Origin of the sequence: Paracoccus saliphilus (assembly GCF_028553805.1) — a bacterium.
In the GTDB taxonomy this organism is placed as follows: domain Bacteria; phylum Pseudomonadota; class Alphaproteobacteria; order Rhodobacterales; family Rhodobacteraceae; genus Paracoccus; species Paracoccus saliphilus.
Genome location: NZ_CP067140.1, coordinates 556,294 through 573,970 on the forward strand (window position 1 = coordinate 556,294; position 17,677 = coordinate 573,970).

A 17,677-nucleotide genomic window follows, 5' to 3' on the forward strand; every position below is an offset into this window, starting at 1 on the left:
TCACAGAAATCGTTCCGGGATCCGTTCCCGGAACGGGAACAGGTCGAAGCAAGGCTTTGCCTCTCCGATGACCCGCGCAACCGACTGGCGAGCGATGAGCCGTTCGAAATAGGCTGAGAGATTGGGGTGATCCGGCCCGAAAGGGTGCAGGACCCCCGCATAGAACAGCGCCGGAGCGGCGGCGCAGTCAGCAAGCCCGAACGCCGTGCCGCCTGCCCATTCCTGGTCCAGCAGATGCCGGTCGGCAGCGGCATATGCCTTGTCGAGCGCTGCGCGGGCATTTTCTCCGATCCTGGTTTCAGCCTCGGTATTCAGCCCGGTCAGCCGCGCATTGACGATCGGCTGCATCTGGCCCTGCACATTCAGGTCGAAGAACCGATCCCAAAGCCGTGCCGTCAAGGCAGCATCCGGATCCGTGGGCAGCATCGGATGCGCACCCGGATGATGCAGGTCCAACCACTCGATGATGATCGAGCTTTCCATGATGGTCTGTTGTCGCGCATCGTCCTGCAGCACTGGCATCTTGCCGACGGGTGACAGCCGCAGCATCAGCTCCCGATCTTCGGGATCGCCCAGGTCGACCTGGCGCGGGGTGAAGCTGGTTTCCGCCTCGTAGAGCGGGATCAGTACCTTCCAGCAATATGATGCCAGCGGGTGATAATAAAGTGTCAGGCTCATGCGGTCTCCTTTACGGGGTGACGGGCGCTTTCGAATGTTCAGCTTCGGCAGTTTCAATCCGTCGGCTGAGCATCGCGGGCAAGCCCGGTGTGCCGAGTATAGTCATATGCGTCGTGTCGGGCAGCACTGTCAGCCATGCACCGGGGATGGTTTCCTGCAAATGCACCGCATGGGCGGGGCGCACGAAATCCCGATCCCCGATGGCGATCATCACCGGCACAGGGATCGCGGCCAGTTCCTCGTCGCTCCATCCCCAATCCGAAGCCAGCAATGCGTTCAGCTTCTTCATCAGCGGCACCATCGCGCCTGAACCGCCGGGGTTCTGCTCTTCGAAGCCGCGCCGCATTTCGAGAAAATCCTTGGGCGAGGGCAGAAGTTCCACCAATTCGGGCGAGGGTTCGTGATCGGGATTGCGGTTCATCTCGACCAGTTCGGGCCGCATGCCCTCGTTGTTCTGGCTGGCTGAGATCGCCGTCAGCGATGCGACCCGTTCAGGCGCATTCACCGCCAGTTCCAGCCCCAGCATGCCTCCAAGCGAAAAGCCGATGACATGGGCCTTGTCCACCTGCAATGCGTCCAGCACGCCAAGCGTGTCGGCGCGCATCGTCTCCAGCGTGACCGGCCCCTCGTGATCGGCGGTGTGGCCATGGCCCTGCTGGTCGATGCCGATCACCGGGCGATCCTTTGACAGCGCCGGGATCAGGTCGGCCCATGCCAGTTCGGTGTTCATCATCCCGCCATGCAGCAACAGCACCGGTGGCTGCTCCGATGGCAATTCCCCATGGAGCTCGTACCAGACTTCGTGCCCGTCCACGATCGTAGTCTCGCTTAGAGCATGAAGCGGCAGCGCCATCAGCGCAGTCGCGATCATAAGGTGCAGTCTCATGCCGATGCAGCCGCCTTTTTCGCATCGGCGGCGTGCCAATGGGCCATGTGATCGGTCATGGCCCGGCCGAATGCGGGGCGGGCGGTGGCGCGTTCGACATAGGCGGCGAGTTTCGGTAGATCGTCCAGCATGCCGTTTGCGGCGGGGATACGCAGAATATCCGCCATGAACAGGTCGGCGACGGTGAAATCACGGTCGACGAGCCAATCACGTTCGGCCAGCGCATCCTGCAGCATGGACAGCCTTTCGCGCAGGGATTTCTCGAAGCGGGCGGCGGCAGCCTCGTCCTCGTCAAAGAACTTGGCTATGGCCCATTGCATCATGTAAGGTTCGACGCTGTTCAGCCCGGCGATCAGCCATTGCACGGTGCGGGCCCGGTCGTCACCAACCGGCATCAACGCTGTGTCCTCGGACAGGTGCAGCAGGATCGCGCCGCTTTCGAACAGCGACAGATCGCCGTCCTTCAGCATCGGAACCTGCCCGAAAGGCTGGCGAGAAAAATGTTCGGGCGTCTTTTCCTGAACGGGAACGGTATCCACGTCATAGGGGCGCCCGATTTCTTCGAGCGCCCATCGGATGCGGATATCGCGCACATAGCCATGCGCGAATTCGGGAACCCAATCAAGGGTGGTGATCGTGACTTTTGTGGGCATCAGCTTGTCTCCTTCGGTCCGACAATCGCGAAATGCGCGCCTTGCGGGTCCTGAGCTATGGCAATGAAGGCACCGCCCGGAACTTCCTGCGGACCGTGCAGCACATTGCCGCCATGTGTCTTGATACGGTCAATGGCCGGGGAAACCCCGTTCACACCGAAATAGGGCAGCCAGCAGGGGATGGGGGCATTGCCCAATCCCATCATCCCGCCGATATCCGCGTCGTCATGCGAGAAAAGCTGATAGGTGCCCATCTCACCCATGTCGACCGGAGTGGATTTCTGCCAGCCGAGCAGGCCGGAGTAAAAGCCGAACCCGGCCTTGGGGTCGGAGCTCATCAACTCGTTCCAATTACCATGCCCGGCCTTTCCCTGATCGAAGGCGGCGCCGTCCTGGCCGTTTTCCATGGGCTCAAGCTGCATGACGCCAAAGGCGGCGCCCTGCGGGTCGGCGGCAATGGCAAAACGTCCGGTGCCGGGAATGTTTTCTGGCGGGCGGTGGATAGAGCCGCCCGCGGCGCTAATATCGGCAGCCGCCTTGTCGGCGTCGTCAACGGCGAAATAGATCATCCAGAAGGGCGGTATTTCGCTGACCTCGGTGGGCATTACCATCAGTCCCGCGACCATGTCGCCCTCGGATTTGGCGAGGTGATAGTCGAAACCCTCCATCCCGGAATCCTCGACCTGCCAGCCGAGGATCTCGCGGTAGAAATCCCCGGCAGCGGCGAGTTTCCCCTCGCTGGTCGCCAATTCGTACCAGCAGGGGCGTCCGTGCTTGATTGTCATGATCCGCCCTCAGCTTTCGTCGACGACGGGAGAGAAACCTCCCCACATCATGCGCATTCCGTCAAAGGGCATCTCGGGCATTTCCTGCATTGCCGGATCTTCCATCATCTCGGCATTGGCCTTGTCGGCGGTTGCCCGGTCCGGCCATTCGATCCAGGAAAACAGAGGCGTTTCGTCATCCTTGCATTTGGTGGCACGGTAGAAATCCGTCTCCTTGCCATGCGGGACATCCTCGCCCCAGCACTCGACCATCCTGAGCGCGCCCTTCTTCTTGAAATAGGGCCACGCCTCTTTCGCGTGACTGATGAACTCTTCTTTGTTGGCGGTCGGCACGGCCAGCACGAAGCCCTGATAATAGGTCATCTCATCCTCCTCTGTCGGTAATGTGAATCGAAGCATGACTCTTGTAGTGCGAAAAAGCAACTGATAGTATGAAATTATGATGGATGACGGCGAAAAGATGCGAATCCGATATGACGAGGGGTGCCTGGCGGCCCACGCGTTGAACGTGGTTGGCGACCGGTGGGCGCTTCTGGTCGTGCGCGAATTGATGTTCGCGGCCAAGCGTTTCCAGGTGATCCGGTCGGGTCTGCCCGGAATATCCGCGGGGGTGCTGACACAACGCCTTACCCAGTTGGAGACGGCGGGTGTGGCGCGGCACGATCCGAATACGGGGGCCTATCAACTGACCGAGTCCGGACGCGATCTGCTGCCGGTGCTGCAGGCGATCGGCCGCTGGGGGGCGAAGCATCCGGGGCATGATCCGCGCCGTTTCATCAGCCCGACCGCACTGATGGTCTCCATGACGGCAATGGTCGATCAGGCTGCCGCGCAAGGGCGGCATATTACTGCGGGCTTCCGCTCACATCACGAAGGTTTCGTGATGCGATTGACCGGCGATGGTGCCGCCCGAGTCGAAGCCACGCAGGAGATCGAGGCGGATTTCGTGCTGGAAGGGGACGGCAACAACCTGGCCGCTGCCGTCTATGGGCCGACCCCGTTGAAGGATCTGGCAACTGCCGGCACGATTACCCTCACCGGACATGTCGCTGCCGCACAGCGCTTTGTCAAACTGTTCAGCTTGCGGAAGGATTGACCGCGATCCGGTGCTGGCCGGTCTGCCGCGCGTGAGACGGTCACACCGCCCGATCCAGCTTGGTTCCCAGGTGGATCAGGCTTTCCGACGAACGCACCCCGTCGATCCCGCCGATCCGGTCGAGCAGATCGTCCAGCTCGGCAGTCGAAGCCGTGGCCAGCTGAAGCAAAAGATCGACACGACCGCTGGTGGTATGGATGCGTTCGACTTGCGGCATGGGCTTCAGCCGCGAGAGGATTCTCGGCAAGCTGCGCGGTTCGATGACCAAAAGGACGGTCGCCCGGACCCGACTTGCACGCGCGGTCTCGCCCAAGCGTAGCGTATAGCCCGCAATCGTACCGCTGGTTTCCAGCCGTTCCAGTCGCGCCTGCACGGTCGAGCGCGCGACCTTGACCCGCCTTGCCAGCACTGCCACCGACATGCGCGCATCCTGTGACAGGAGCGCCAGAATGCTTCGGTCCAGATCATCCATGCCTGCCCCCTGGTTTCGCTAAATCGTCATAAAGTTCGTCATAATAACTAGAGTGGAGTGCAAAAACACCATATTTATCGATGAAATCGGAACTCATAAGCGCCATTCTGGGTTCAACCGATCAATACCGTCCGTTAACCTGCAACTCATGCGCGAAAGGTCACCCATGGGACACAACAAGACTGTCTGGGACAATCCGGCCGAGGTCATCAGCAATCTTCAGCCCGACAACCCGGTGATGGTCTTTGCCCCCACCGTTCTGCAGGAAAGGGTGCGCCGTTTCATCAAGGGGTTTCCGGGGCTTGTCACTTATGCAGTCAAATCCAATCCCGAAGAGGTCGTGGTGCAGAACCTGTTGACCGCCGGGCTGAATGGATTTGACGTGGCCTCTCCGGCAGAGATCGATTTGATCGGCCATCTGGCCCCGGGGGCCGCGCGGCATTACCACAACCCGGTCCGTGCCCGCCGCGAGATTGCCCATGCTGTCGAAGCGGGGGTCCGGGCGTGGTCGGTGGACAGCCAGTCCGAACTCGACAAGATGTTCGAGCAGGTTCCAACCATGATCGACGGGCGTGGCGTGGAGATCTCTCCACGGTTCAAGCTGCCGGTGGTGGGAGCGATCTATGATTTCGGCTCGAAATTCGGTGCAACGCCTGAAGTCACCGCCGAGATGCTGCGTGCGGTTTCGGATCGCGGCTATATTGCCTCCCTGACCTTCCATCCCGGGACGCAATGCGTCGATCCGGCGGCATGGGAAAGTTATATCCGGGTGGCCCGTGATATTTGCGATATGGCAGATGTCCGGATTCGCCGGCTGAATGTCGGGGGCGGTTTCCCTTCATATCGCGTCGTGGGTGTCGAGCCCGATCTGGAAGCCATCTTCGACAGGATCGGCGCGACCGTGGCAGAGGTGTTCGGACCAGACGCGCCAGAACTGGTCTGCGAGCCGGGCAGGGGGCTTTGTGCCGACGCGTTTTCACTGATCACGCGCGTCAAGGCCATCCGTGACGGCAGCAGCGTCTTTCTGAATGATGGCGTTTATGGCGGGTTGGCCGAGTTGCCGGTTGTCGGGAATATCGACCGTGTGCAGGTGTTTACCAGCGACGGGACGCTTCGCGACGGTGAACGCAGTGGACGGGTTATCTTTGGGCCAACCTGCGATTCGGTGGATCGTTTGCCGGGCGAATTGAGCCTGCCGACTGACATCGACGAAGGTGATTACGTGGTCTTTCACGGCGCAGGTGCCTATTCGACCGTCACCAATACCCGCTTCAACGGATTCGGTGTGATGACCCACGCGACTGTGATGGCACTGGAGTAATTTTTTCCTTGCCGCGTGATGCTAGCATTCGCCCATGACAACGATTCGCGACAACCTCATCCATGTCATCCTGATCGACGGCACATTTGCGTCGCTGGACGATGGCAAACGCAGTTCAATAGGCCATGTTCACGCTTTGCTGCGTGGCAAATACGGCTCATTCGACAGGACACGCTTGCGTATCCATTACGCTTCGGGGCAGCAATGGAACAGTTGGCGGACCGTGCCCGAGTTGATGATGGGGCAGGGGCTGTCGATGCGGATCATCCGGGCATATGCTTGGTTGGCCAGGGGGTATCGGCCCGGTGATGAGATCTTTCTTCTGGGCTATTCCCGGGGTGCCTTTGCCATTCGCAGCCTGGCCGGGATGATTGGCCGGCTTGGCCTGCTGCGGCCGGAACATGCGACTGACCGGAATGTCCGGCTCGCGTGGCGCTATTACAGTGAGGGAACGACAGACAAGAAGCTGGAAACCTTTCGTCGCCGCCGCAGCCAGACCAATGTGCCGATCCGTATGGTCGGGTGTTTCGATACGGTGATGGCGCTTGGTATTCGCCTGCCGCTCCTGTGGATGTTGACCGAACCGCGCTTTCGCTTTCACGACACCCATCTGGGGCATGACGTCGACTATGGTTTTCAGGCCCTGGCCCTGAATGAGAATCGTGCTGCATTCGCGCCGATCCTGTGGGACAACAGCAGCACGGCAGGTCATGTCGAGCAGATGTGGTTCCAGGGGGCACATGCCGATATCGGTGGCCAGTTGAGTGGCCTCGAATTTGCGCGCCCGCTGGCAAATATTCCACTGGTCTGGATGCTGGATCGCGCAGAGTCCCTGGGCCTGCCGCTCCCCGACGGTTGGCGAGACGGTTTCACCTGCGATGTTTCGGCGCCTTCGATCGGCACATGGCGGAACTGGGGCAAGGCGTTTCTGGCACGGTCGCGGCGCATTGCCGGACAGTTCGAGACCGAAAAACTGCATGCGACGGTGCCGCGCCCCTATCCTGGTCCCGCGGAACTGACCGGTTTTCTGGCGGATCAGGCGGAGGCCGAGACAAAGCGTAATGCGTCAGCCCCTCAACAGGCCATCACCCCGGCAGATCATGCCGAGATCGGCAGGGTGGAGACGCCTTAGCTGCGATCTGTCAGGCCACCTCTTCCAATTTGCGGGTCGGTTTAATTCCGAGCGACAGGCAGACATCGCGAGTCAGTTCCGGCCGATTCAGCGTATAGAAGTGGAGCCGGTCAACGCCGCCATCGATCAGCTTTTCGCAAAGGTCAATGCAGAGACGAGTGGCCAGTTCGCGCTCGGCTTCCGGTCCTTCTGCCGCTGCCTTGGCAAAGGCGTCCTCGGCCCATTGCGGCACCGATGTTCCGCAAGCCTTCGCGAAGCGTTTCGTGCCGCCCCAGCTTTGGATCGGCAGAATGCCGGGGATGACTGGCGCATCGATGCCTGCCGCTTCGCATTTGTCACGAAAACGGAAAAAGGTTTCAGGGTCGAAGAAGAACTGCGTCATCGCGCTGGTCGCACCTGCCTCGATCTTGCGCTTCAGCCAGGCAACATCGGCATCAGTCCCGGTGCTGTCCGGATGAGGTTCGGGATAGGCGCCGACACGGATGGTCATGTCGCCACGCTCTGCGATAGCCTCGATCAGTTCGATCGAATGTGCGAAACCGCCCTCATGCGGGGTGAAGCGGTCCTGCCCTTTCGGGGCGTCGCCACGCAGTGCCACGATTTCACGGATACCGGCATCGGCATAATCCTGCACGATCCCCATCGTTTCATCGCGAGTGGCTTCGACGCAGGTCAGATGTGCCGCGACGTTCAGGCCGTAGTGGCGGTTGATGGTGGTCACCGCCTCATGGGTGAGTTTGCGGGTTGTGCCGCCCGCGCCATAGGTGACCGAGACGAAATCGGGTGCAAAAGGGGCCAGGCCGCGCGCAGTTTCCCACAGCCGGAACGACGCATCCAGCGTTTTCGGCGGGAAAAACTCGAAACTGATATTCGGCGTTGTGCGGGCCATGGTGATTCCTTTCATTGCCGGTCTTGTGTCATGTCGCGCGCTGTGAGACAAATTCATAATCTTCAAGATTGTAATGAGATTGGCTCATATGCATCTGGAACTTCGCCATCTGCGCACCGTTCACGCGATACATGAACAAGGGGGGCTCGCTCGCGCGGCGGGTGTGCTGAACATAACTCAATCAGCCCTCTCGCACCAGATCAAGGCGCTGGAAGAGCAGGCCGGGGTCGAACTATTCGTGCGCCGGGCCAAGCCGATGCGCCTGTCGGCGGCAGGGATGCGGCTGCTTCGTGTGGCCGAGCAGGTGCTTCCGCTGATCGCCGCCGCCGAGGCCGAATTCAAGGGCGTGGAAATGGGCCGGGTGGGCCGGTTGCATATCGCGATGGAGTGTCATGCTTGTTTCGACTGGCTCTTGCCGGTGCTGGACCAGTTCCGGCGTTCATGGCCCGATGTGGATGTCGATATCCGCCAGCGGCTGGCCTTTACGGCACTACCCGCATTGTCCCGGGAAGAGGTCGATCTGGTGATCTCCTCCGACCCCGAGAACATGCCCGACATCACCTTTGAGCCGTTATTCGATTACTCGCCAACGCTGGTCGTTCCCGCCGACCATCGACTGGTGGCTAAGGGCTATGCCGATCCCGAGGATTTCGCCACCGAGACCCTGATCACCTATCCGATGGATCGCGGCAGGCTCGATGTGTTCAGCCAGTTCCTGACCCCCGCCGGGGTAGAGCCCGCCGGGCAGCGCACCGTGGAATTGACCGCCGTTTCACTGATGCTGGTCGCCTCGGGGCGCGGAGTGGCAGTGATGCCCGATTGGGTGCTGCGCCGCGAATCCGCCAATCCCGAGCTTGCGATGCTGCCGCTTGGGCAACAGGGACTCAGGCGGCGGCTATTCGCGGCGGTGCGCAAGTCTGATCTGGATTATCCATATATGACCCATGTGTTGCGACTTTCGCGCACCGAACCTCTGCGAATGCTACGTGATCCTGCGGCCTGATCCTTGGCATTCGCGCCACTAGCGCCTATGACGCCGCCAACCCCATAGGAGCACGTGATGGCAAGCGCCAATCTGAACATCATGATCAAGGCCGCCCGCAAAGCCGGGCGCAGCCTCGTCAAGGATTTCCGCGAAGTCGAGAATCTGCAGGTCAGCGTCAAGGGCGCTGGCGATTTCGTCAGCCGCGCCGACCGCGAGGCCGAGCGGATCATCAAGGAAGAATTGCGGACCGCCCGCCCCAATTACGGTTGGTTGGGTGAAGAAACCGGCGAGGAGGCAGGCGAGGATCCCACCCGCCGCTGGATCGTCGATCCGCTCGACGGAACGACCAATTTCCTGCACGGGTTGCCGCATTGGGCCGTCAGTATCGCGCTGGAGCACAAGCGCGAGATCGTCGCCGCCGTCATCTTCGACGCCGCGAAGGATGAGCTTTACGTGGCCGAGAAGGGCAACGGAGCCTATATGAACGATCAGCGGCTGCGGGTTTCGGGTCGCACCAAGCTGATCGATTCGCTGTTTTCCACGGGGATTCCCTTCGCCGGACGCGGGCCATTGCCCGCCGCCCTGCAGGATTTGGCACGGCTGATGCCATTGACGTCAGGTGTGCGGCGCTTGGGTGCGGCATCGCTGGATTTGGCCTATGTCGCCGCCGGCCGTTACGATGGTTATTGGGAGCGTGGAAACCAGCCCTGGGACGTGGCCGCCGGTATCCTGATGGTGCGCGAGGCGGGCGGTTTTGTCGAAGGTATCCGCGATGGCGACGATCCGCTGGAATCGGGCCGGATGATTGCCGCCAATCCGCAGCTTTTCGACGCTTTTGCCAAGGTGGTTCGCAGTCGCGACTAAGCTGCGGGCGGTCTTTGGCCACTGCATGTCTGCAATGACTTGACCTTGTGCCATCTCCGGCGCAAGGGCGGAAGCATGGAAGAACGCGCGCCCTCACCCCAGCCCTCTGATTCGCCGGAGCCCTATGCGGCCTCTGCCGCGACCGCGTCGGCCCCCCCTCCGATACCACCCAAGACAACCGCACCGATCCTGGACCGCACCGGCTTGGCGATCCTGCTGATGTGCCTCACCAGCCTGATCTTTGCGGTGCAGGACGGGTTTTCCCGGGTGCTGGGGGAAGCCTATCCGCCGGCACTGGTGGTGATGATCCGCTACTGGGTCTTTGCGCTTTTCGTCATCGCAATGGTGTCGCGTCAACCCGGTGGGCTGAAGCGGGCAATCCGCACGAAACGGCCATTTACGCAGATGTTCCGGGGGGCGTTGCTGGGAGTCGAGACCATCGTCATGGTCGAGGCTTTCGTGCGCCTCGGGCTGGTTGAAACCCACGCGATCTTCACTGTCTATCCGCTGATGGTCGCAGCACTCTCCGGGCCGATTCTGGGTGAGAAGGTCGGCTGGCGGCGCTGGACCGCGATCAGCATCGGATTCGCCGGAATCCTCGTGATCCTGCAGCCGGGTGGCGGTGTGATGACACTGGAATCCTTCCTGCCCTTCATCGCCGCCCTGATGTTTGCGCTGTATGGCTTGCTGACCCGGCATGTGTCACGTGACGACCCGGCCATGGTCAGCTTTTTCTGGACGGGAATTTCCGGCGCGGTCGCGATCACCCTATTCGGCATCTGGGAGTGGCAATGGCTTGCTCCGGAGGACTGGATCTGGATGGCGGGATTGTGCCTGTGCGGCATGACCTCGCATTACCTGCTGATCCGCTCTTACGAACTGGCCGAGGCGTCTGCATTGCAGCCATTCGCCTATACCCAACTCGTGTGGGCGAGCATCATCGGCTTGGTGGTCTTCGGGGATATCCTGCGCCCAAATGTGGTCGTGGGAGCGGTGATCGTGGTGGCCGCGGGGCTGTTCACTCTGTGGCGACAGCGGTTGAAGTCGGCTTGACCCAGCCTTCGGGCAGGCGTGGCCCGATGAATGGTTTGCCGGGCGGGCGCGTGGATAATGCGAGGGTCAGGCGCAGCGGTGGCGGTGGCATCAACCCGCCGCCGGTCAAGTCCCATGTCGGCAGGATGGGCGCGGGCTTTCCCATGATCCGGGCCCGATAGATCGGCATCGCCTCGGTGACCCGCATGACGTAATTGCGCGTCTCGTCGAAGGGGATCAGCTCGACCCAGTCCACCGGATCGAAATCGCGGCGCAGATCGCCGAAATCATCCAGCCAGCGTATCGGTCGCCCCGGGCCCGCATTGTAGCCCGATGCGGTCAGCGCCGAGGATGCGCCGAACCGATCCCGCAATCCTTCCAGATAGGCCGCCCCCAGCCTTGCATTATACGCCGGATCAGAGGTCAGCCGTGTCCGCTCGTAGGGTTCTCCCAGTTTGCGGGCCATCTGTTCGGCGGTGCCGGGCATCAGCTGCATCAACCCCTGGGCGCCGACATGGCTGCTGACGGTGTGATTGAACTCGGATTCCTGACGGGCGATGGACAGCACCAGTTCCGGCGGCAGGCCCAGTTCGGCTGATTCGAGCCCAGTCAGTGGAAAATGCGATGCAGGATAGATCACGCCGTGGTCGGCGGCGCGCTTGGACAGGCGCAGCCCGTGCCACGGCGCCCCAGCCTCGATCATCAACCGGGCCATTCGGGCGATGTCTTCGGGCGGTGCGGTTTCGGACAGGTGAAGAAAGAAGCGCTGCGCCTCATCGATTCGGCCGGTCGCCACAAGCCATAATCCGGCCCGGAATACGGTGTTTTCACGCAGATCGCTGCCGCGCCAGTCGGGCAGGGTTTCGACGGCCTTGCCCGGCACTGCATATTCGGCGGGCATCCGCGTTCCGGTCTTTTCCGCCGAGAGCTGGCCGTAAAAGACCCCGGGCAGTTCGGCACCGCGCGCATAGGCCGCCCGCGCGGCGACCTGATCCCCCAATGCCTCATGCGCGCGGCCTTGCCAGTAAAAGGCACGTGCCTTGCTGATGGCACTGCCGACCACGGTTTCCAGATGTTGGAAATGCTGCAAGGCGCGATCCGGAGCTTCCGATTTCAGCGCTGCATATCCCGCCAGCCATTCGAGATCGGAATAATGCCGATTCTCAGGGGGCAGGAAATGCGGTGCGGCGAGGCGTTCGGCCAGAGACCAATTGTCATTGCGCATCGCAAGCCTTGCATAATCGACCCTCATCTGGGCCCATGAGGCGGGATCGCGGAGCGCCTCGGCACTGCTTGAGGCGTCCAGCATCAGGGCCTGTGCGCCGTCATGTTGCTTGGCCCTGACCCGCCACAGGAAGCGGTCCATGGTCAGGCCGGGATCGGTGCGTTGTTCTTCGGGCAGGGCAAGGATCAAGTCGTCAACGCCGGGACGGCGGGCTTGCAACGCGATACGCGCGGCTAGCAGCGGCCGCTCGGCCTCGGTAAGCTTGGGCAAGAGGCGTTCGGCCGGTTGCCATTCCTGTAAATCCAGCATCCGCTCGGCCCGGTCGCGGTGAAGCGGGGCGAGCTCGTCGCCATGCTTGGCGAGGAAAGCCGCTTCGTCCGTCGCGCTCAGCGGTGTTTCGGTCCAGAAACGGGCCCGTTCGTCCTTGGCCGCCTGCTTGTCCAGCACTGCCAGATAGGCGGTCTCGGCAACGAGCGTGGCGGGGAGACGGTCGCCAAACCATTCGCGGATATCCTCGACAGGCAGATCCGGGCGCAGTTTCGCATCGCCCTTGCTTCGCATAAGATCCAGCCCCGGCCATTCGGGATTCCTGCGGATGAATTCGAGGTAATCCTCGAAATTTCCGAATCCCGCCCGCAATGCCTGCCAACCGACCAACGCCTCGGCCATTGGGCCCGACGCGGTAGCGGCATCCCGCGCCGTGACCCAATCCCGGACATCCGCCGCAGACAGGGCCAGGGCCATAGCCCCAGCATCCTCGGCCCGAGGGGCAGAGATGGGCAGGGTGATCAGCAAGGCCACCGCCAGCATGTCGCGCATATGTCGCATCACCACCCTGTGTCTCTGCGATCGTCGCAAAGCGCAATTCACAACCTTGGCAAGACGCGCGCGTGCGATTAGGTTCGCGCGACTTTAACGAAGAAACCACAGGAGCGTGTCATGTTCAAAGGGTCAATGCCTGCCCTCGTCACGCCGTTCGCAGCGGACGGCGAGCTGGATTTGGACACGCTGAAGAAACTGGTTGAATGGCATGTCGATCAGGGCAGCCATGGCCTGGTGCCTGTGGGCACGACCGGCGAAAGCCCGACGCTTACCCATGACGAGCACCGCATCGTCGTGGAAGAGGTCGTGAAGATAGCTTCTGGCCGTATCCCGGTGATCGCGGGGGCCGGATCGAATTCGACACGGGAAGGGATCGGGCTGGTCCGTCATGCCGCCGAAGTAGGGGCGGATGCCGCCTTGGTGGTGACTCCCTATTACAACAAGCCGAATCAAGAAGGGCTGATCGCGCATTTCACCGCGCTGACCGAGGCGGTCGATCTGCCGATCATCATCTACAACATCCCGCCTCGTTCGGTCATCGACATGCTGCCCGAAACCATGGGCCGGTTGGCGAAACTGCCGGGGATCATCGGTGTCAAGGATGCCACCGGCAAGCTGGAGCGGGTCAGCCAGCAGCGGATCACTTGCGGAACCGATTTCGTGCAGCTTTCCGGAGAGGACGCGACGGCGCTTGGCTTCAACGCGCATGGGGGCACGGGTTGCATCAGCGTGACGGCGAATGTCGCGCCGAAACTCTGCGCCGAGTTTCAGGAGGCCACGTTGCGTGGCGATTACGCGACGGCGCTGGAATATCAGGATCGGCTGATGCCGCTGCATATGGCGATCTTCATCGAGCCGGGGCTGGTCGGGGTCAAATACGCGATGTCACGATTGGGGCTGTGCGATGAGCGGGTCCGCCTGCCGTTGACTCCGTTGAGCGATGCAACTCGCCGCCAGATAGATGCCGCACTGGAACATGCGGGGCTTCTATAAAGCCGATATTCAGCTGGGAATGGGGGCTCTGCCCCCGCCCAGCCCATGCGGGCCGGGCTCCCCCGGGATATTTTTCATGAAGAAGAAGGGCAACTGATCGGGGGTCAACGGGATCGGCTGTCGAGACCAAGCATCGCGTCTAGGGACCATGCGCCGGGGCCGCGGGCAATGAGGATCAGGAAACATACCGCCCATAGCCCGTGAGTCTGCCATGCAGAGGGATAGACGAAGATCTGGATGGCCGCAGTCATTCCAAGCAATGCGAGGGCAGAGAAACGCGTCATCAGGCCCAGGACCAGCAGGATCGGAAAGACATGCTCGGCTGTGGCGGCCAGGCGAGCGGCGAGTTCGGGCGGAATCACTGGCAGGGCGTATTCGTTCTCGAACAGGAACAGGGCCGAGGGTTTCAGTGTCAGTCCCTCGACCTTGGTGCGTCCGCTGTTCCAGAAGATGATTGCCGGAAGCAGCCGGGCGGCAAGTGCGACCAGGCTGTAGGGAAGGTGCTCGCCAAGCGCGTTTACGCACCCTATCAGATTGGACAGGGATGACGTTCTTGAAAACATGGTCATGTCGTCAATTCCTCTTCACAGATCAGCCCTTCGCGCAGCAACAGGGACAACATGCTAACAGGGTCGGATCGTTCTGCCGCTTCGGTGAGCGAGTGGGTTTCAAGCAGGCATGCAATGAAGTCGGCGTCGGCATCCGCGATCGCCGATGTCGCGACGGAAAAATCGTTTCGCCGCCAGATCAGGGCAATTTCCGGTCCGTTTGCCTGAACGCGGCCATCCCGATCCGGTTGATTGGCTTGCCAGATGCTGACAGCGGGATGATCCAGGTAGAGTAGGGTGAGTGATGGATGCAGGCGCAGGCTATCTTGGCCGGCCAGCATGTCCGGGTCGATGGGCCGGGCATCGGCTGCGTGATAGGCGCGGCCACGGGCCCATTCGATGCGGGCGACATCGGGCAGGTAGGGCAGGGTGGCGACCGGTGGGAAATCCTGCAGGAATCCAGGCATTTCGCCGCCCCATTCCTGCAGGACCGGCGAACGCGGAGGATGCGCCGCGATAAATTCCCGAGCCATGGCGGCGAAGAAATCCGCGCCGACCAATCGCCGGATGACCGGAAAACGTCGGACGAGCGCTTGTCCCAGACTGTGCGCGACATTGTTGCGATAGACCGCGAAGCGGCGGGCGGCTTCTTTCGGGTCACGATAATTCAGCCCTATCCGCTCGGGCCCATCTATGAGGGCGGCGCGGAATTCTGCGGTGAAATCATTGGGCGACGGCATGTAGCCTCCGATCGGTCAGCATCGACGTCGCGCGATCGGCCTCGGCCTTGAGTACCGGCCATTCGGGGACGTCATTGTCCCATTCCACCAGCGTCGGCAGCGGACCGGCCCGATCCAGAGCATGGCCATAAAGCGCCCAGACCGGCTCTGCCACCTCGCGGCCATGCGCATCGATCAGCAGCGGACCAGAGGGGAGGTCTTCTTCGTCATGCCCGCCGAGATGGATTTCGCCGACCAGTTCCAGCGGGAAGCCGTCGAGCCAATCCAGCGGATCTGCGCGATGATTGACGCAGCTGACAAAGACATTGTTGACATCGAGCAAAAGCCCGCAGCCCGTACGGCGGGCGATCATGGTCAGGAATTCCGTCTCGGGGATGGTGCTGTCGGTGAAGGTCACATAGGTGGCCGGGTTCTCGAGCAACAACCGGCGCCCCAGCACGTCCTGTATCTGATCCACATGGTTACAAATTCGGGCGAGCGTTTCGCGTGTATAGGGAAGGGGCAGCAGGTCGTTGAGATATTCGTTGCCGTGGCTGGACCATGCCAGATGTTCCGAGAAACTGTCGGGTTGGTAGCGGTCGCATAGTGCCTTGACGCGTGCGAGATGGTCCTTGTCCAGCGACGCACTGCCGATGGACAGGCCGACGCCGTGGATCGAGAGGGCATAGTCCCGGCGCAGGGCTGTCAGCATGGCATGAGGTGCTCCGCCAGCGCCCATGAAATTCTCGGCATGGACCTCGAAAAAGCCCAAATCCGGGGAGGTCGCGCGGATCGCGTCGAAATGTTGCGTCTTGAAACCGACACCGGTTTGCGGGGGCAGGCTCATCGGATCACCTTTTGCAGGAATGGCATGGGGCGGGCTTTGTGCCCGCCCCGCACGGATCACGATTCGATCGGCTCGAGCGATCCGTTATGGCCTGCGGGCGTCTCGATCTCGGCGCAGGTGCCGGCGGGGACCAATTTCCACGCATTGCCCTGGTAATCCTTGGTCGAGGTGCCGGCGCAGGTCGTTCCGGGACCGGCCGCACAGTCGTTTTCACCTGCCAGGGCGACACCATAGCATTTTTCCATGTCACCCTTCTCGGTCTTTTCCGCATTATCTGCATGCGCTGCGACGGCGGAAAGGCTGATGGCGGTGGCAATGGCCGTTGCGAGTTTCGGGGTCATTGAAAGCTCCTTTGGTTGGACGGGACGGCAGTGCCGCCTGAGGGACCATTCGCTGCGCTTCCGGTGATCGTTACCGGGATCACGGATAGGTGAAGTTGTCATTTTCCGGCACTGCGGTGTAACGATGTGAGGCCGCAATACGTAGGGTAGTGTAATGCAGGACAGTAAGGGTGCGCCGAGAGCAAGGTCTGATTGGTCAGACATGATGCGGTCGGCCCTGCGCGGCGATGCCGCGGCTTATCAGCGCCTGTTGACCGAAATGACGCCGGTGCTGCGTGGGATCGTCCGCGCGCGAGCATCCGGTATGGATTTGGACTGGTGTGAGGATGTGGTGCAGGACAGCTTGATGGCCATACATCTCAAGCGAGGGACATGGGACCCGACGCAGCCTTTGCGGCCATGGGTCTATGCCATCACGCGGCACAAGCTGGTGGATGCCTTTCGCCGCAAGGGGCGCGCCGTGCATGTGCCGGTGGACGAGTTCGCCGATCAGCTCGAAGCGGATGCTGTCGACGATCCCCTGGAGAACCGCGACGCCGAGGTCCTGATCGACCGCCTGCCCGAACGGGACGCGGCACTCCTGCGATGCCTGGCGCTGGAAGAGCGCGGCAACGAGGAATGCGGCCGTCGCCTCGGGCTGGCTTCGGGAGCTTTGCGCGTGGCACTGCACCGGGCGCTCAAGCGGCTTGCGGTGGTCCGGAAGGAGGAGGGGTTATGAAAACCGATCAGTTGATAGCCATTCTTGCGGGCGACACGGTCGTGCCCCGTCAGGTCCCGCCGCGCGTTTTTGGCTTTACTGTTGCAGGGCTTGTGCTGCCCGCTGCGATGGCATTGCTGATCCTGGGGGTGCGGGGCGATTTGATGCAAGCGATGTCGGCGCCGGTGACCATGATGAAATGGCTGCTGCCTCTTGGTGTTGCTCTTCCCGCGATTGTGGCCGCCGCCAGGCTGACCCGGCCCCAGACCCGGAGGGTTCCGATGCTCTGGATCGCGCTCGCCACCGGGATCGCTGCGGTAGCGTGGTTGTTGCTGTCCGTGATCACCACCCCTGCCCCTGATGTGTTGACCGGCGTGCTTGGCAGTTCGCGGCAGGCTTGCCTGACCTCGATCATTTCCATTTCTGCCGTGCCGCTGGCATTGGCCATCTGGGTGATGCGGGATGGGGCAAGCCCTGCCCCCATGCATTGCGGTGCCTGTATCGGCCTGGCGGTCGGGGGATTGTCCGCCGCCATCTACGCGCTGCACTGCACCGAGGATGCGCCGTTGTTCTTCCTGACCTGGTACGGTCTGGGGATACTCATCGTTACCGGGATCGGTGCAATGGCAGGGCACTACCTGCTGCGCTGGTAAGATCGGCAAACGAAAAAGGGGGCCGCGAGGCCCCCTTTC

21 protein-coding genes are annotated in these 17,677 nt (G+C 61.7%); 9 read left to right on the forward strand and 12 right to left on the reverse strand.

Features of this window, described 5'->3' with window-relative positions; translation table 11 throughout:
* From JHX88_RS02580 to JHX88_RS02600, 5 genes are read right to left on the reverse strand one after another with little or no spacing between them, the layout of a single operon-like run.
* Nucleotides 1-678 carry a glutathione S-transferase family protein gene (locus tag JHX88_RS02580; protein WP_076522664.1) on the reverse strand — a complete coding sequence of 226 codons (678 nt, stop codon included), beginning with the start codon at nucleotides 676-678 and terminating at the stop codon, nucleotides 1-3.
* 10 nt (nucleotides 679-688) lie between these two features.
* Complete coding sequence (locus JHX88_RS02585) at nucleotides 689-1,564, reverse strand: alpha/beta fold hydrolase (protein ID WP_084202749.1); 876 nt, start codon at nucleotides 1,562-1,564, stop codon at nucleotides 689-691.
* Nucleotides 1,561-2,217: a glutathione S-transferase family protein gene (locus JHX88_RS02590; RefSeq protein ID WP_076522666.1), complete on the reverse strand. Its 657-nt coding sequence runs from the start codon at nucleotides 2,215-2,217 to the stop codon at nucleotides 1,561-1,563. The genes JHX88_RS02585 and JHX88_RS02590 overlap by 4 nt, the downstream gene beginning before the upstream one ends.
* Nucleotides 2,217-3,002: a VOC family protein gene (locus tag JHX88_RS02595; protein ID WP_076522667.1), complete on the reverse strand. Its 786-nt coding sequence runs from the start codon at nucleotides 3,000-3,002 to the stop codon at nucleotides 2,217-2,219. The genes JHX88_RS02590 and JHX88_RS02595 overlap by 1 nt, the downstream gene beginning before the upstream one ends.
* A 9-nt stretch (nucleotides 3,003-3,011) precedes the next feature.
* Nucleotides 3,012-3,365: a DUF1428 domain-containing protein gene (locus JHX88_RS02600; protein ID WP_076522668.1), complete on the reverse strand. Its 354-nt coding sequence runs from the start codon at nucleotides 3,363-3,365 to the stop codon at nucleotides 3,012-3,014.
* A gap of 79 nt (nucleotides 3,366-3,444) precedes the next feature.
* Between JHX88_RS02600 and JHX88_RS02605 the strand changes: the two genes are divergently transcribed.
* Nucleotides 3,445-4,098: a winged helix-turn-helix transcriptional regulator gene (locus JHX88_RS02605; RefSeq protein ID WP_336389920.1), complete on the forward strand. Its 654-nt coding sequence runs from the start codon at nucleotides 3,445-3,447 to the stop codon at nucleotides 4,096-4,098.
* A 40-nt stretch (nucleotides 4,099-4,138) separates the two neighbouring features.
* Here JHX88_RS02605 and JHX88_RS02610 read toward each other — a convergent pair whose 3' ends face one another.
* Nucleotides 4,139-4,570 carry an Lrp/AsnC family transcriptional regulator gene (locus JHX88_RS02610; protein WP_076522670.1) on the reverse strand — a complete coding sequence of 144 codons (432 nt, stop codon included), beginning with the start codon at nucleotides 4,568-4,570 and terminating at the stop codon, nucleotides 4,139-4,141.
* A 166-nt stretch (nucleotides 4,571-4,736) separates the two neighbouring features.
* Between JHX88_RS02610 and JHX88_RS02615 the strand changes: the two genes are divergently transcribed.
* Together JHX88_RS02615 and JHX88_RS02620 are read left to right on the forward strand one after the other, a co-directional pair.
* On the forward strand, nucleotides 4,737-5,891 hold the full coding sequence (locus tag JHX88_RS02615; RefSeq protein WP_076522671.1) for a type III PLP-dependent enzyme: 1,155 nt from the start codon (nucleotides 4,737-4,739) through the stop codon (nucleotides 5,889-5,891).
* Nucleotides 5,892-5,925: 34 nt separating this feature from the next.
* On the forward strand, nucleotides 5,926-7,023 hold the full coding sequence (locus JHX88_RS02620; RefSeq protein WP_084202751.1) for a DUF2235 domain-containing protein: 1,098 nt from the start codon (nucleotides 5,926-5,928) through the stop codon (nucleotides 7,021-7,023).
* Nucleotides 7,024-7,033: 10 nt separating this feature from the next.
* Here the strand turns inward: JHX88_RS02620 and metF are convergent, their stop codons facing one another.
* Nucleotides 7,034-7,912, reverse strand: coding sequence for a methylenetetrahydrofolate reductase [NAD(P)H] (gene metF / locus JHX88_RS02625; protein ID WP_076522672.1), 879 nt, complete (start codon nucleotides 7,910-7,912; stop codon nucleotides 7,034-7,036).
* An 88-nt stretch (nucleotides 7,913-8,000) separates the two neighbouring features.
* Between metF and JHX88_RS02630 the strand changes: the two genes are divergently transcribed.
* The 3 genes from JHX88_RS02630 to JHX88_RS02640 all read left to right on the forward strand — a co-directional run bounded on the left by JHX88_RS02630 (nucleotide 8,001) and on the right by JHX88_RS02640 (nucleotide 10,814).
* Nucleotides 8,001-8,915 (forward strand): LysR family transcriptional regulator, encoded by a 915-nt coding sequence (locus JHX88_RS02630; RefSeq protein WP_076522673.1) that lies wholly within the window; start codon nucleotides 8,001-8,003, stop codon nucleotides 8,913-8,915.
* A 54-nt stretch (nucleotides 8,916-8,969) separates the two neighbouring features.
* Complete coding sequence (locus JHX88_RS02635; protein WP_176011382.1) at nucleotides 8,970-9,761, forward strand: inositol monophosphatase family protein; 792 nt, start codon at nucleotides 8,970-8,972, stop codon at nucleotides 9,759-9,761.
* 75 nt (nucleotides 9,762-9,836) lie between these two features.
* The gene (locus tag JHX88_RS02640; RefSeq protein ID WP_084202753.1) at nucleotides 9,837-10,814 is read left to right on the forward strand and encodes a DMT family transporter; all 978 of its coding nucleotides are present in this window, start codon (nucleotides 9,837-9,839) and stop codon (nucleotides 10,812-10,814) included.
* Here the strand turns inward: JHX88_RS02640 and JHX88_RS02645 are convergent.
* Nucleotides 10,780-12,846 carry a lytic transglycosylase domain-containing protein gene (locus tag JHX88_RS02645; protein ID WP_084202755.1) on the reverse strand — a complete coding sequence of 689 codons (2,067 nt, stop codon included), beginning with the start codon at nucleotides 12,844-12,846 and terminating at the stop codon, nucleotides 10,780-10,782. The two genes, JHX88_RS02640 and JHX88_RS02645, sit on opposite strands and share 35 nt — an antisense overlap.
* 111 nt (nucleotides 12,847-12,957) lie before the next feature.
* Here JHX88_RS02645 and dapA point away from each other — a divergent pair, with 111 nt between their 5' ends.
* Complete coding sequence (gene dapA / locus JHX88_RS02650) at nucleotides 12,958-13,833, forward strand: 4-hydroxy-tetrahydrodipicolinate synthase (protein ID WP_076522676.1); 876 nt, start codon at nucleotides 12,958-12,960, stop codon at nucleotides 13,831-13,833.
* 104 nt (nucleotides 13,834-13,937) lie between these two features.
* Here dapA and JHX88_RS02655 read toward each other — a convergent pair whose 3' ends face one another.
* The 4 genes from JHX88_RS02655 to JHX88_RS02670 are packed head-to-tail and all read right to left on the reverse strand — an operon-like array spanning nucleotide 13,938 to nucleotide 16,288.
* A complete protein-coding gene (locus JHX88_RS02655; protein ID WP_076522677.1) occupies nucleotides 13,938-14,402 on the reverse strand; it encodes a DoxX family protein in 465 nt (154 codons plus the stop codon).
* Entirely contained in the window at nucleotides 14,399-15,121 is a 723-nt protein-coding gene (locus JHX88_RS02660; RefSeq protein WP_076522678.1) for an HvfC/BufC N-terminal domain-containing protein, read from the reverse strand. The genes JHX88_RS02655 and JHX88_RS02660 overlap by 4 nt, the downstream gene beginning before the upstream one ends.
* On the reverse strand, nucleotides 15,105-15,947 hold the full coding sequence (gene bufB / locus JHX88_RS02665) for an MNIO family bufferin maturase (RefSeq protein WP_076522679.1): 843 nt from the start codon (nucleotides 15,945-15,947) through the stop codon (nucleotides 15,105-15,107). The genes JHX88_RS02660 and bufB overlap by 17 nt, the downstream gene beginning before the upstream one ends.
* A 56-nt stretch (nucleotides 15,948-16,003) precedes the next feature.
* Nucleotides 16,004-16,288 carry a BufA1 family periplasmic bufferin-type metallophore gene (locus tag JHX88_RS02670; protein WP_076522680.1) on the reverse strand — a complete coding sequence of 95 codons (285 nt, stop codon included), beginning with the start codon at nucleotides 16,286-16,288 and terminating at the stop codon, nucleotides 16,004-16,006.
* Nucleotides 16,289-16,490: 202 nt separating this feature from the next.
* Between JHX88_RS02670 and JHX88_RS02675 the strand changes: the two genes are divergently transcribed.
* Together JHX88_RS02675 and JHX88_RS02680 are read left to right on the forward strand one after the other, a co-directional pair.
* On the forward strand, nucleotides 16,491-17,006 hold the full coding sequence (locus JHX88_RS02675; protein WP_272848167.1) for a sigma-70 family RNA polymerase sigma factor: 516 nt from the start codon (nucleotides 16,491-16,493) through the stop codon (nucleotides 17,004-17,006).
* Nucleotides 17,003-17,638 carry an NrsF family protein gene (locus JHX88_RS02680; RefSeq protein WP_076522682.1) on the forward strand — a complete coding sequence of 212 codons (636 nt, stop codon included), beginning with the start codon at nucleotides 17,003-17,005 and terminating at the stop codon, nucleotides 17,636-17,638. Before JHX88_RS02675 ends, JHX88_RS02680 begins: the two co-directional genes overlap by 4 nt.
* Nucleotides 17,639-17,677: the final 39 nt, after the last annotated feature.